The organism is Pseudomonas cannabina (genome assembly GCF_900100365.1).
Taxonomy (GTDB): domain Bacteria; phylum Pseudomonadota; class Gammaproteobacteria; order Pseudomonadales; family Pseudomonadaceae; genus Aquipseudomonas; species Aquipseudomonas cannabina.
This window is the reverse complement of the sequence record NZ_FNKU01000001.1, coordinates 2717580-2731184: the sequence shown is the minus strand read 5'-3', so window position 1 is coordinate 2731184 and position 13605 is coordinate 2717580. Positions and strand designations below refer to the sequence as shown.

Here is a 13605-nt window from a genome sequence, read left to right as displayed (position 1 = left end):
TGGGTGATCCATGGCAGTTTTGGCCGACAGTTTAAGCCCACCTGCCACAGATCGCACGCCTCAGCTTTGCATTGCGCCGCCAGCCAGTGCGCACAGCTCGACGGGCGCGAGGATGTGGATCTCCTTGCCGTCGGCACGTACCAGCTCGTTTTGCTGGAAGCGGGTGAACACCCGGGACACGGTTTCAACCGCCAGCCCCAGGTGATTGCCGATCTCGTTGCGCGACATGCTTAGCCTGAACTGATTGGCTGAAAAGCCCCGCGCCCGGAAGCGCGCCGACAAATTGACCAGAAAGGTGGCAATACGCTCGTCGGCGGTCTTTTTCGACAACAACAGCATCATTTGCTGATCGTCACGGATCTCGCGGCTCATGACCCGCATCAGTTGCCGACGCAATTGCGGCAACTGAGCCGAAAGTTCGTCTAGGCGCTCGAATGGAATCTCGCAGACTGACGTGGTTTCCAGCGCCTGCGCCGAAACCGGGTAGGCCTCGGCGTCCATGCCCGACATGCCCAGCAGCTCGCTGGGCAGGTGGAAGCCGGTGAGCTGTTCTTCGCCCGAATCGCTGATGTTGAAGGTTTTCAGGGCGCCGGAGCGCACCGCGTACACCGATTCGAAGGTATCGCCCTGACGAAACAGAAACTCGCCTTTCTTCAGCGGGCGGCCGCGTTTGACGATTTGGTCAAGCGAGTCCATGTCGTCCATATTCAACGAGAGGGGCAAGCAGAGCGGAGCGAGACTGCAATCCTTGCAATGAGCCTGGGGTTGAGCGCGTTTTGCTGGCTCGGACATCACTTAATTCCTTGTGGGAAATCACACATAGGACGTAAGGGTAACTCACCCTTGCCAGATGCGGCCAGCTTCGAGGGTGAACTGTTTCATCAAGTTTCCGGGTGTGGTGCCGATGACCTTGTATCTTTTCAGCTGACTCAGGATGCCTTGCCATGTCAACGACCGTTCCGTTGATCAACAGCGTTACGATACGTCCAGCAACCGCGACGATCACCTACAGTCAGGCCAGTGACCAGACCAGCGACAATGTTGCCGAGGCGTCTGCTGGCAAAGCGAAGGGGATAGAGGTCAATCTGTCAGCCGAGGGCAAGGCTGCAGCGTCGTCAGGGTCGAGAGACTCGGATATCGAACAGAGCGGTCTTCCTTCTTCGGTGCAGAAAATCCTCAAGTCGATCCGCGAATTGCAGCGCAAGATGGAGGAAACCACTGATCAGATTCAGAAAGTCTTGGCCGACAGAAGCCTGACCCCTGAAGAGCGCCAGACCAAAGCCGGGGCGCTGCAAACCGTGCTGGGCACGTTACAGGCGCTGATGAGCAGTTCCACCGCCGATCTGTCGTCGCTGATGAACAGCCTGGGTTCCAGCGATAGCGACAAGACCTCCGCTGGCATGCTGGTACTGGCCAAAATGTGAAGCGGCGACCCGGCCAAGAGTTCGAGGGTGCGCGCAACGCAGGAAGAATCTCGATGGGAGCCCCATGGCTCAGTGCCCCATCAGCCAGTGTTGATGCGGGCCCGGCAGGGTCCACAAGCCGAACACAATGACCAGCAGGCCTCTGGCCATGCGAATGCCACGCTTGCGCAGCAGCGCGGTGGTGCGTTCGGCTGCCAGGCCCGTGGCCAGCAACACAGGCCAAGTGCCCAGCCCGAATGCCAGCATCAGCAACGCGCTGTGCACAGGATTGGCCTGACTGGCAGCCCAGAGCAGCGCGCTGTAGACCAGCCCGCAGGGCAGCCAGCCCCATAAAGCGCCCAACAACAAGGCGCGGGGCAGACTGGACACCGGCATCAGGCGGCGGGCCAGCGGTTGCAGGTATCGCCACAGCCCACGGCCCAGACGTTCGATGTGTGTCAGACCGCTCCACCAGCCCGCCAGATACAGGCCCATGACGATAAGCAGTAGCGCGGCGGCCACGCGCAGGCCGGTTGCCAGCGGGCTTTGTGCAACCGCCCAGCCTGCCAGCCCGGACAGCACACCCGCCAGCGTGTAGCTGCAAATCCGTCCCAGGTTGTACGCTAGCAGCAGACGAAACCGACGGCTGCGCTGTTCCTGGGGAATGGCGAGGGTCAGTGCGCCCATCAGGCCACCACACATGCCCAGACAATGGCCGCCGCCCAGCAGGCCAAGAATCAGTGCCGAGAACAGCAGTGGCACGAGCTCAAGCATCGGGCTTCTCGTCGGTTCCGGTTCGGGGGCGTTGCGCTTCGGCCTGATCGATTGCTGGCGGATCATCGAACAACACACTGTGTGCCGGACCTTCCATGTCGTCGTACTGGCCGCTGTCGACCGCCCAGAAGAACACGTAAATCGCGACGCCTACCAGCAGCAGGGCAGCAGGAATCATGATGTAGAGCGCAGGCATGAAACCTCCGAAGCCGATTGGGCTGATTGCGGCAGACGCGTCAGGCGCAGGGCGTTGAGCACCACGATCAACGAGCTGACCGACATGCCGATGGCTGCCCAGACGGGCGTCACCCAGCCCAGCGCGGCAAATGGCAACATCAGGCCATTGTACAGAGCGGCCCACATGAGGTTTTCGATAATGATCCGCCGGGTGCGGCGCGCAAGGTTCAGCGCGTCGATCAGCACCGGCAACCGATTGCACAGCAGCACTGCGTCTGCGCTGGTTTTGGCAAGGTCGGTGGCCGAGCCCATCGCCACGCTGATATCGGCGGCGGCCATGGCCGGCACATCGTTGACGCCATCGCCGATCATCAGCACCCTGCGGCCTTGCGCCTGCAATTGATGCAGCACGGCCAGCTTGTCGTCCGGGCGCATGCTTCCACGCGCGTCGTCGATGCCCAGCGCATCGGCAACGCAGGCGACCATCGGCGAACTGTCACCGGACAGCATCAGGGTTTTCCAGCCGCGTGCCTTGCAGGCCTGCACCAGCAAGCCTGCGTCGGCGCGCAGAGCGTCATCGAGCACCAGCCATGCCAGCGGCCCTTGCGCATCGCCCAACAACAGCCACTGACCGGTTTCAGCGGGCGTGGGTGGCGCATCGCTATTGCTCAGGGCGCACACGAACGTCGGTTCGCCGATGCGCAAATGGCGTGCTCCGACGCAGCCTTCAAGCCCCAGCCCCGGCAGGTTATGGACCTCTTCGGCAGGCTGCGGCGCCGGTCCGAAAGCGCGGGCAATGGGGTGTTCGGAGCGGTTCTCCAGCGCGGCCGCCAATCCCAGACACTCATCGGCACTCAGCTCGCTCAATGTCAGAATGCTGCGCAATACCAGACGTCCTTCGGTCAGTGTGCCGGTCTTGTCGAAGATAACCGTGTCGATCCGGTTCAGGCCCTCCAGCACATAGCCTCGGGTCAATAACAGCCCGAGCCGGTGCAGCGTGCCGGTCGCTGCGGTCAGGGCGGTCGGCGTCGCCAGCGACAGTGCGCACGGGCAGGTTGCAACCAGCATCGCCAGTACAACCCAGAACGCACGCGCAGCGTCGATCTGCCACCAGACGACTCCGATCACAGCCGCCGCGATCAGTGAAAACAGCAGGAAAGCCTGCGCGGCGCGGTCGGCGATCTGCGCCAGTCTGGGCTTTTCGGTCTGCGCCCGCTCAAGCAGCCTGACAATCGCGGACAATCGGGTGGCGTCACCCAGCGCCGACACCTCGACGGTCAACGGGCTTTCGACGTTGAGTGTCCCGGCGGTGACGGCATCACCCGTGCCACGCGCTTGCGGCAGGTATTCGCCGGTCAGCAGCGACTCATCCACACTGGACTGGCCTGCAAGGATGGTTCCGTCGGCCGGAACCAACGCACCGGGTTGCACCAGCACGCGATCAGCCAGACGAAGTTCGCTGAGCATAACGTGCTTGGTCTGACCTGCTTCATCCAGGCGCAGGCACGAGGCCGGCAGCAGGTTGACCAGTTGCGCAGTGGCCGCAGCCGTGCGCTCGCGGGCGCGACGTTCCAGATAACGTCCTGTGAGCAGAAACAGGGCGAACATGCCGACCGCGTCGAAATACAGCTCGCCGGTGCCGGTGATGGTGGTCCAGATGCCTGCGCCATAAGCTGCGCCGATTGCCAGCGATACCGAAACATCCATTGTCAATTGACGGCTGCGCAGGTCACGTAGCGCGCCGCGAAAGAACGGCGCGCAGCTGTAAAACACGATGGGCGTGGTCAGAAACAGCGCCACCCAGCGCAGGATAGTGTGCAGTTGCGGGCTGAGATCAATGTTGAACTCCGGCCAGGTCGCCATGGTGGCCATCATCGCCTGAAACCACAGCAGGCCCGCCACCCCCAGTTGCCGCAGCGCCAGCCGGTTGTCATGGGCCAGGCGCTCGGCTGCGCGGTCCGCCTGCCAGGGGTGAGCCACATAACCGATGGTGCGCAGTTCGTTGAACAATTGGCTGAATTGCAGTTGCTCAGCGTGCCAGCGCACCTGAAGGCGATGGCTGGACAGGTTCAGGCGCGCCTCGGCAACGCCGGGCAATCTGCCCAGCCGCTGCTCGATCAGCCAGCCACAGGCCGCGCAACTGATGCCTTCGACCAGCAGCGTGGTTTCCGAAACAGCGCCCTCGTGGCGCACGAAGGGTGCCTGCACGTCGGGACGGTCATAGAGTTTCAGTTCGTCCAGCAACTGCGCGGGCAGACGTTCCGGGTTGGCGGATGTCTGGCTGCGATGGCGGTAATAGCTTTCCAGCCCGCCAGCGACGATGGCTTCGGCTACAGCCTGACAGCCGGGGCAGCACAGTTCGCGGGTTTCGCCCAGCACCCGCGCGGTGAAGCGCTTGCCGGACGGGACGGGCAGGCCGCAGTGGTAACAAGGCGTTGGGCTGGACAGGGCGGGCACGGTCAGTTTTTCCGGCCTTGTGCAGCCTGTAGCGGTTCATCGCCGAGGGTCAGGTCTTCGCGCCCGATCTGTTCTTCCTCGAACAGGCGCCAGGTCTGGCCACCTTCGACGCCCAGCAGTTCGACAAAACGGCGGCCCTGGACCTTGTCCTGCAACTGGCCGACATAACGGCCAGGTTCGGAAGCGCTGCGAGTCAGGAACACCCGTCGGTCCCGGGCGGGCTGGGTCGGGGAAACAAGGTTCAGCTCAAGACGGTCCGGGCCGCTGTTGCCGCTCAGGCGCACCTCGGCTTCGCCGGTAAGCTCGTCCAGATGAACACGGGCACGCAGCTTGAGTGTCTGGGCCAGCACTTCGCGGTTAAGTGAGCGATTGATGCCTTTGCCGGCTTCGTAATAGTTGTCGCTGACCAGATTGTCCGGATTGTTCACGGCGATGGCCACCATCGTCAGGCTCAGGGTCACCGAGCAGGTCAGGATCGCGATGATGATCCACGGCCAGAGATGTTTGTACCAAGGGCTTGAAGGGGCTGCAGCGGGCATGAGGGCACTCTTAACGAATAGTCGGTGGGCCGAGGAAGCTGCTTTTGGTTTCGATAAGCGTGCCGCCGTTATCGATGTCCTGGAGGGTGAACGTCACTTCGTTTCTGCTGGATGACAGTTTCTCCGGCGCGCTGGACAACCCTACCGGCAGGCTGAAAATCTGGCCTGCCGACACCTTGATCTCATGCGGGCCTTGCAGTTGCAGGTCGGGCAGGCCGCTGGCATTGAGCAGGTAGCTGTGATCGACCTGATCCTTGTTGATCACTTTCAGGCTGTAGACGTTTTCGATACGGCCTTCGGCATTTTCCCGGAACAGCATACGGTCCCGGCTGATGTCGAGCCCCGCCAGCGGGCGCAGGTAAAAAGCGCTGGCAAGCAGCCCGATCATCACCAACAGGGCCAGCGCGTAACTGATCAGGCGCGGGCGCAGTGTACGGGTGCGCTCTCCGGACAGATTGTGTTCGGTGGTATAGCGAATCAGCCCGCGCGGGTAATCCATTTTGTCCATGACCGTGTTGCAGGCGTCGACACACGCGGCGCAACTGATGCACTCCACTTGCAGACCGTCGCGAATATCGATGCCGGTCGGGCAGACCTGCACGCACATCGTACAGTCGATACAGTCTCCGAGCCCGGCTGCCTGATGGTCGGCTTCTTTTTTGCGCGGCCCACGCGGTTCGCCGCGATCCGGGTCGTAGGAAATGATCAGCGTGTCCTTGTCGAACATCACGCTCTGGAAGCGCGCATAGGGGCACATGTAGATGCACACCTGCTCGCGCAGCCAGCCTGCATTGAGGTGAGTGGCCAGGGTGAAAAAACCGACCCAGAAATACGCCCAGCCATCCGCCTCGCCGGTGAACAGGTCTAAACACAAGTCGCGGATCGGCGAGAAATAACCCACGAAGGTCAGGCCCGTGGCAAAACCGATCAGCAGCCACAAGCTGTGTTTGGTGGACTTGCGCAGCAGTTTACCGGCGCTCATCGGAGCATGGTCGAGCCTGATGCGCTGGTTGCGGTCGCCCTCGGTGACTTTTTCGCACCACATGAACATCCAGGTCCAGACGCTCTGCGGGCAGGTGTATCCGCACCAGATACGTCCGGCATAGACCGTGATAAAAAACAGCCCGAAGGCCGCAACGATGAGAATCCCGGACAACAGGATGAAGTCCTGCGGCCAGAAGGTCGCACCGAAGATATAGAACTTGCGCTCTGGCAGATTCCACCACACCGCCTGATGCCCGTTGCGGGTCAGCCAGACTGTGCCGAAAAAGATCAGCAACAGCAGCGCACCGCCTGCCATGCGCAGATTACGAAACAGGCCTTTGAAAGCGCGGGTGTGGATCTTTTCCCGCGCCGCGTAAAGCTCCACTGTTTCGCTGCCTTCACCGGGACGCGGGGTGATGTCGTGGAGCGGAATCTGATTGCTCACTGAGGCATCCTGCGGCGAGGGCTCAACGTGCGTTGATCGAATAACGGGCGGCGTCTTCGTTGAGCTGACTGACCCATGGATTGAGCAAAGCGACCCCGCACGATTGAAAATCTCCGGTGTTACGCGTCACCATGGTCATGCCATGCACCAGTGCGGTGGCCGCGATCAGTGCGTCGCATTCGCTGCGTGGGTCGGGCACGTGCAACTGAGCGCAGCGCCTGGCCACCTGAGTGTCGACTGCCAGTATGCGCCCGGCGAACGCTTTCAACACATTATGCTCCAGCCACAGGCGCAACGCCGCACCTTGGGTCGGGTCGCGGCGCTCGATGCGCAGAACGCCTGTTTCGAGTTCCAGCACCGTAATCGCTGAAATGAACAGGCTCGACGCCATGTGGTCCCGCGACCAGCGGACCACGTTGGTGTCGGCGTTGCGCTTGCGCAGTTCGGAGACCACGTTGGTGTCGAGCAGAAACATCAGGACAGATCCACAGGCCGGGGGGTGATAACCGCGCGTTGCGGCTCGAACTCGATATCGACGTCAGTCGGCATGATCAGCATGTCGGCGATACTGACTGCGCCACCGGTCAGCTTCAGGTAATCCTCGATCGACAACAGCACATGCGCGGGGCGGCCCCTGTCGGTGATGAACACCGGACCTTCATTCGCGGCCTTCTTGGCCCCGCTGGTGTCCTGATTGAATTCGCGGCTGGAAAGGGTAGTCGTCATGCAAGCGACCTCCTGAGTGGATAGACAAATTGGCGTGGCAATGAGCGAGTCTAGACTTGTAGAGATGTAACTACAACATGCACAGTCTTTCAAATTGCAACAGCGCTTGCATCGGTCTGTGGGTTGCCGACAGAGCGCGAACACGCGAAGCGTCGCTCGGCTCTGCCTCCGGGCTTACCGGGGCTCGGCCGGCTTGTTCTGTCGGGACAGACTGTAGACATACGCTGCCAGAATGTGGACCCGGTCGTTGCCGAGCAGTGCCTGTTGCGCCGGCATCTGGCCCTGGCGACCGTCACGGATGGTTTGTTGAAGTTGCGCATAACCCGATCCGTAAATGAAGGCGCGCGGATGTGTCAGATCAGGTGCACCCAGCAACGGCATGCCTTTGCCCTCTGGCCCGTGGCAGGCGGCGCACAGGGTGGTGAAGGTCTTCTGACCGGCAACCGGATCGGCATCGGTGCCTTCCGGAAGCGGCCTCGCGTCCAGTTGGGTCAGCACGTAAGCCGACACGTCACGCACGCCTTGTTCGCCCAGTGCGCTACCCAGCGCAGGCATCACGCCCATGCGCCCGGCCATGATCGACGTCTTGATTGCCTGAGCGTCGCCGCCCCAGCGCCAGTCCGCATCGGTCAGGTTGGGAAAACCATAGGCGCCTTTGGCATCGGAGCCGTGGCAGACCGAGCAGTTGGAGGCGAACAGGCGCGCGCCGATTTTCAGCGCCTGCGGGTCTTTGGCGACTTCCTCGACGGGCATCGCCGCATACCTGGCGAACAGCGGGCCATAACGTGCTTCGGCAGTCGCGACCTCTCTTTCCCATTCATGGACACTGGTCCAGCCTTGCTGACCGTCGGAGAACCGGGTCTTGCTGTCCTTGTCTCGATACTCATAGCCGGGCAGCAGGCCCTGCCAGTTGCCGAGCCCCGGGTACAGCAACAAATAGCCCAGCGCAAAGACGAGGGTGGCAATGAACAGCTTGAACCACCAGCCGGGCAGCGGATTGTCGTACTCCTCGATGCCGTCGAACGAATGGCCGACCTTTTCTTCGGTCGATTCCTTGCGCTGGCCTTTGCGTGTGCTCAGCAGCAGCCAGAGCATGGCGATCAGTGTTCCCAGCGTCAGTACCGTGACATACAGGCTCCAGAACGTGCTCATGGCCGGTCTTCCCGTTCGGCACTGGCAGGCTCGACGTTGCTGGTGGCCTCAGGGTCGTCGGCGAAAGGCAGCAGGGTCGCATCGTCGAACTGTGCTTTGCGCGCCGGGCTGAATACCCACAGCGTCAGACCGATGAACGCCAGCATCACCACCAGCGTGCCGAGGCCACGAATCATTCCGATGTCCATCATGATCACCGCTTGCTCTTGATGAGAGTGCCGAGGCCTTGCAGATAGGCCACCAGCGCGTCCATTTCGGTCTTGCCCTGCACCGCAGCCGCGGCCCCGGCGATGTCTGCGTCAGTGTATGGCGTGCCGAGGGTGCGCAACACCTGCAGCTTCTTCGCGGTCTGCGTGCTGTCGAGTGTGTTGACGGCCAGGAACGGATAGGCCGGCATGATCGAGGTGGGCACGAGGTCACGCGGGTTGTATAGATGCGCCCGATGCCACTCATCCGAGTAGCGCCCGCCGATTCTTGCGAGGTCTGGCCCGGTGCGTTTCGAACCCCACAGGAACGGGTGATCCCAGGCGCTTTCACCCGCCACCGAGTAGTGCCCGTAGCGCTCGGTCTCGGCGCGAAACGGACGAATCATCTGCGAGTGACAACCCACGCAGCCGTTGGCAATGAACACATCGCGGCCTTCCACTTCCAGCGCAGTGCGTGGCTTCATGCCTTCAATCGGCTGATGGGTCACGTCCTGAAAGAACAGCGGAACGATCTGGGTCAGGCCGCCGATGCTGACGGCGATGACCATGAAGAACGCCAGCAGGCCGACGTTTTTTTCGAGCGCATCAAGCTTCATGAATGCGCTCCCGACACCGTGATCCGCGCTGCGGCTTGCGAAGCCTGCGGGTCGGCTGCGCGCACGGTACGCAGCACGTTGTAGGCCATCAACAGCATCCCGCTGGTGAAAATCGCGCCGCCGATTGCGCGCACGACGTAGCCCATATGGCTGGCCTGCATGGCTTCGACGAAAGAGTAAGTCAGCGTGCCGTCCTCACTGACTGCACGCCACATCAGGCCCTGGGTGATGCCATTGACCCACATCGACGAGATGTACAACACGGTGCCGATGGTCGCCAGCCAGAAGTGCGCGTTGATCAGGCCGACACTGTGCATATGCGGGCGGGCATATAGTTTCGGGATCATGTGATACAGCGAACCGATGGTGATCATCGCCACCCAGCCCAACGCCCCGGCGTGTACGTGGCCGATGGTCCAGTCGGTGTAGTGCGACAGCGAGTTGACGGTCTTGATCGCCATCATCGGGCCTTCGAACGTCGACATCCCATAGAAGGCCAGCGACACCACCAGAAAACGCAGAATCGAATCGGTCCGCAGCTTATGCCAGGCGCCCGACAGGGTCATCATGCCGTTGATCATGCCGCCCCAGCTCGGCACCAGCAGGATGATCGACATCACCATGCCCAGCGACTGCGCCCAGTCCGGCAGCGCGGTGTAGTGCAAGTGGTGCGGGCCGGCCCAGATGTACAGGGTGATCAACGCCCAGAAATGCACGATGGACAGGCGATAGGAGTAGACCGGCCGCTCGGCCTGCTTGGGTACGAAGTAATACATCATCCCGAGAAAACCGGTGGTCAGGAAAAACCCCACCGCATTGTGCCCGTACCACCACTGGATCATGGCGTCGGTCGCCCCGGCGTAGGCTGAATAGGATTTGAACAGGCTGACCGGCAACGAGATGTGGTTGACGATGTGCAGCATGCCGGTCACGACGATGAACGCACCATAGAACCAGTTGGCGACATAAATGTGCCGGGTCTTGCGGATGACGATAGTGCCGAAGAACACCGCGGCGTAGGCCGCCCAGACAATGGCCAGCAGGATTGCGATGGGCCATTCGAGTTCGGCGTATTCCTTGGTGGTGGTGTAGCCCATGGGCAGGCTGACAATGGCACCGATGATCACGGCCTGCCAGCCCCAGAAGGTGAACGCTGCCAGAGCGTCGGAAATCAGGCGTGTCTGGCAAGTGCGTTGCACCACGTAATACGAGGTGGCGAACAGCGCACAACCACCGAAGGCAAAGATCACCAGGTTGGTGTGCAGCGGGCGCAGGCGTCCGAAGGTGGTCCACTCCAGCTCCAGATTCAGCCCCGGCCAGACCAGTTGCGACGCGATGAATACACCCAGCCCCATGCCGATGACGCCCCACACTACCGCCATGATGGCGAACTGGCGCACCACTTTGTAGTTATAGGCCGTCGGAGTGATTACTGTGCTCATTGCAGACTTCCACAATTCAGAGGGTGACCAGAGACGTATTCGGATGCAGGCGATGCAGGCTCGGCAATCGCCCAAAGGCAGACCGAAAGGGCAGGGGCAGGACCGGACATCTGAGTGATCAGATGGCAGGTGTTTGCAGCAGACCGTGTGCTGACAAGCTTATCTTTGAAAGCGGGGTCTGGGAAGTCGTAGCCATCAGCTGCCCTGCGCAGCCTGGAATCCGCACCCTTGGCAGGCTGCGAAATTCGGTTTTGCCACCGTTTGCAGCTTTGCGGAGCGGTTCGCGGTTTGGTTTATAGTGGCGGGCTACCGACAGACTCCTCTGGATGAGACACGCATGAGCAAAGGTTTACCACCCGCCAGCAGCGATCAATGGTTACAGCAGGTTCGCGAGCGCGGCTGGCTATGGACAGCGGGGCAGTCGGTCGACGCGCTGGAACCGGTGACGTTATTGCTGGCGCATGGGGCCGGTGCGCCGATGGACAGCGCTTTCATGAATGACATGGCAGCGCACCTCGCGACACACGGCGTCAGCGTCCTGCGCTTTGAGTTTCCCTACATGGCCCAACGACGTCAGGGTGGCAGCAAGCGTCCGCCCAACCCGCAAGCGCAGTTGCTCGACGGCTGGCGCGAGGTGTATGCAAGCGTGCGAAGTTCGATGACAGGACGGCTGGCGATCGGCGGCAAATCGATGGGTGGGCGCATGGCCAGCCTGATTGCCGATGAGTTGCAGGTCGATGCGCTGGTTTGCCTGGGCTACCCGTTCTACGCCGTGGGTAAGCCGGACAAGCCACGTGTCGTGCACCTGGCCACGCTCGAAACACCGACGCTTATCGTGCAGGGCGAACGCGATGCGTTGGGCGACCGGGAAACCGTCGAGGGCTACGTGCTGTCGGACGCGATCCGCGTGCGCTGGTTGCCGACTGCCAATCATGATTTGAAGCCGCTGAAAATCGCCGGCGTCAGTCATGATCAGTGCCTGGCTGAATCCGCGCGGGAGATTGCCAGGTTTCTGCGCGCTTGAGTTCCGATGTTTTTCTCTACGCTAGAGGGGGCCGGTGTTTGTCATTTGACGGCTTATTAATATAAGAAGCAGGACGTTGTCCTTGCGGATAACGCCCTGCCTGATGATCACCAGCGTTTCAGCAATCGATTATTTGACAGCGACGCCAAGCGCGGCATTGTGGCTCTTCAATTTGAAGTTTCCGCCGCTGACCATGTTCTTCACGTAGTACCAGTTCCATCCCCCGATGCCGGCGCTCGAGACGGTGGACGACCAGTAATTACCGTTGCCCATCGGCCAGCGATTGCCGTAGGCAGAGTAAATCTCCACAAGCTCATGAATCGATGGAATCCTCGCACCGTTGTTACTCGCATTCCTGGCGATCTGACTGTAGCTGCCGCTGCCCACACCAAGGCAATGGATGACGCCGGTTACGCTGACCGGATAGCTTTTGCTGGCACCCAGAGCATCGGTCACCGTGATAGTCGTTGCACCTTTGCCTCGAACAGACACAAGCCCCTCGTTATTCACTTGCGCCACCAACGTATCGGCTGACTTATAGGTGTAGGGCGCCTTCCCGCCGCTGGCCTGGCGCTGGACGGTGGTGTTGGCCGGAAATTGTGGCAATAGATGCGGGTAGCTCACCAGCAGGTAAACCTTGCCCGCCACCTCGACAGGCGAGGTGTCGAACAGCAATTCCTGGCGGACGTTCAACCTCAAAGGCGCCGATACCTTGGGTATTCCAGCGCGGGTGACGGTGTAGGTCACGGTGGCTGAGCCACCCGCAGTGGCACTGATCAGCGCCTTGGGCAGGTTGAACTGCAACTCGCTGCCTGTCGCAATTTGCGCCGCCGTGTCCTGACTGGACGCACCGCGCCAGTTGACCACCACACTGTCCTGAGCGCCCATGCCCGGATAACTCACCCGCACCGTTGCGCCGCTGGCTGGAATCAGCGAAGGCATGACCACACCGTCGGCACCGACACTGTCCATGCGCGGCGCAGGCAACTCGGTCAGCCCGTCAAGAACTTGCAGGGCCAGCGTGTCGGAGACCTGCACCAGGCCACTGGTACGATTGACGACGTAAGACACCGAAACCGTCTGCCCGGCGTTGGCTGATACCAGCACAGCGGCAAACAACACCTCCAGCGTTTTGCCAGCGTCGGCGCCGGTCAGCGTCTTCTCCTTGGTATCGCTGCCCTTCGGACCCTGCCACTGCACGATGACTTGATCACCGGCCTTGAGGTTGGCGGCCGCGTCGATGACCACCGTCGCACCGGAAGAGGCGTTCCCGGGGTCCAGGGTATTGCCGGTGGCTTCTTTTATGGATGGGGTGGGGAGGGGAGTAATGGTCGCGAGCTGAAGCTGCACACTCAACGACTCGGACTCCATGGAAATATTTCCCGCAAGATCCGTGACCGTGTAATGGACCGGTGCCTCAATGTCGCCTATCCGTTCGAGAAACGGTCTGGCAAAATCGACCATCGTTCGTTTCAGCCCCATATCGTCCTTGGTCACCACCGCCGTCGGGCCGGGGATGTTATTCCAGTAAGTGCGGATGACGTCGCCTTCCTGCATGCCGTTGTAGCTGGCGATGGTGCCGGAGAGGACGTTGCCTAGGGAGGCGCTGCAAAAATAGCCAACTGTCCCCACCCTTGGCACACTAAGTTCCTTCAACAGCCTCCCTCTCCGTGAGCGTTA

Annotated in this window: 14 protein-coding genes and 1 pseudogene; 2 read left to right on the top strand and 13 right to left on the bottom strand. The window is 61.3% G+C overall.

Annotated elements, in window-relative coordinates; translation table 11 throughout:
• Nucleotides 1-60: 60 nt before the first annotated feature.
• Nucleotides 61-792 carry a fumarate/nitrate reduction transcriptional regulator Fnr gene (gene fnr / locus BLT55_RS12735; RefSeq protein WP_042913983.1) on the bottom strand — a complete coding sequence of 244 codons (732 nt, stop codon included), beginning with the start codon at nt 790-792 and terminating at the stop codon, nt 61-63.
• Between the two features lie 152 nt (nt 793-944).
• Here fnr and BLT55_RS12730 point away from each other — a divergent pair, with 152 nt between their 5' ends.
• Nucleotides 945-1424, top strand: coding sequence for a hypothetical protein (locus tag BLT55_RS12730; protein WP_055002142.1), 480 nt, complete (start codon nt 945-947; stop codon nt 1422-1424).
• A 69-nt stretch (nt 1425-1493) separates the two neighbouring features.
• Here BLT55_RS12730 and BLT55_RS12725 read toward each other — a convergent pair whose 3' ends face one another.
• The 11 genes from BLT55_RS12725 to ccoN form a co-directional block, all read right to left on the bottom strand.
• The gene (locus tag BLT55_RS12725) at nt 1494-2177 is read right to left on the bottom strand and encodes a sulfite exporter TauE/SafE family protein (protein WP_055002141.1); all 684 of its coding nucleotides are present in this window, start codon (nt 2175-2177) and stop codon (nt 1494-1496) included.
• Entirely contained in the window at nt 2170-2373 is a 204-nt protein-coding gene (gene ccoS / locus BLT55_RS12720) for a cbb3-type cytochrome oxidase assembly protein CcoS (protein WP_007252123.1), read from the bottom strand. The genes BLT55_RS12725 and ccoS overlap by 8 nt, the downstream gene beginning before the upstream one ends.
• Nucleotides 2352-4802, bottom strand: a complete 2451-nt coding sequence (locus tag BLT55_RS12715) for a heavy metal translocating P-type ATPase (protein ID WP_162235006.1) — start codon at nt 4800-4802, stop codon at nt 2352-2354. Before BLT55_RS12715 ends, ccoS begins: the two co-directional genes overlap by 22 nt.
• An 11-nt stretch (nt 4803-4813) precedes the next feature.
• Nucleotides 4814-5350: a FixH family protein gene (locus tag BLT55_RS12710; protein ID WP_055002139.1), complete on the bottom strand. Its 537-nt coding sequence runs from the start codon at nt 5348-5350 to the stop codon at nt 4814-4816.
• A 10-nt stretch (nt 5351-5360) separates the two neighbouring features.
• Nucleotides 5361-6779: a cytochrome c oxidase accessory protein CcoG gene (gene ccoG / locus BLT55_RS12705; protein WP_055002138.1), complete on the bottom strand. Its 1419-nt coding sequence runs from the start codon at nt 6777-6779 to the stop codon at nt 5361-5363.
• A gap of 22 nt (nt 6780-6801) precedes the next feature.
• Nucleotides 6802-7254, bottom strand: coding sequence for a type II toxin-antitoxin system VapC family toxin (locus tag BLT55_RS12700; protein WP_055002137.1), 453 nt, complete (start codon nt 7252-7254; stop codon nt 6802-6804).
• A complete protein-coding gene (locus BLT55_RS12695) occupies nt 7254-7505 on the bottom strand; it encodes a type II toxin-antitoxin system Phd/YefM family antitoxin (protein WP_007252128.1) in 252 nt (83 codons plus the stop codon). Before BLT55_RS12695 ends, BLT55_RS12700 begins: the two co-directional genes overlap by 1 nt.
• Before the next feature lie 174 nt (nt 7506-7679).
• Nucleotides 7680-8657, bottom strand: a complete 978-nt coding sequence (gene ccoP / locus BLT55_RS12690) for a cytochrome-c oxidase, cbb3-type subunit III (RefSeq protein ID WP_055002136.1) — start codon at nt 8655-8657, stop codon at nt 7680-7682.
• Nucleotides 8654-8845, bottom strand: coding sequence for a CcoQ/FixQ family Cbb3-type cytochrome c oxidase assembly chaperone (locus tag BLT55_RS12685; protein WP_007252130.1), 192 nt, complete (start codon nt 8843-8845; stop codon nt 8654-8656). Before BLT55_RS12685 ends, ccoP begins: the two co-directional genes overlap by 4 nt.
• Before the next feature lie 5 nt (nt 8846-8850).
• A complete protein-coding gene (gene ccoO, locus BLT55_RS12680; RefSeq protein ID WP_055002135.1) occupies nt 8851-9459 on the bottom strand; it encodes a cytochrome-c oxidase, cbb3-type subunit II in 609 nt (202 codons plus the stop codon).
• Nucleotides 9456-10901, bottom strand: coding sequence for a cytochrome-c oxidase, cbb3-type subunit I (gene ccoN / locus BLT55_RS12675; protein WP_055002134.1), 1446 nt, complete (start codon nt 10899-10901; stop codon nt 9456-9458). Before ccoN ends, ccoO begins: the two co-directional genes overlap by 4 nt.
• 337 nt (nt 10902-11238) lie before the next feature.
• Here ccoN and BLT55_RS12670 point away from each other — a divergent pair, with 337 nt between their 5' ends.
• Complete coding sequence (locus BLT55_RS12670; RefSeq protein WP_055002133.1) at nt 11239-11925, top strand: alpha/beta family hydrolase; 687 nt, start codon at nt 11239-11241, stop codon at nt 11923-11925.
• Between the two features lie 129 nt (nt 11926-12054).
• Here BLT55_RS12670 and BLT55_RS12665 read toward each other — a convergent pair.
• Nucleotides 12055-13527, bottom strand: a pseudogene (locus BLT55_RS12665) (hypothetical protein); the annotation flags it as partial.
• Nucleotides 13528-13605 lie beyond the last annotated feature (78 nt).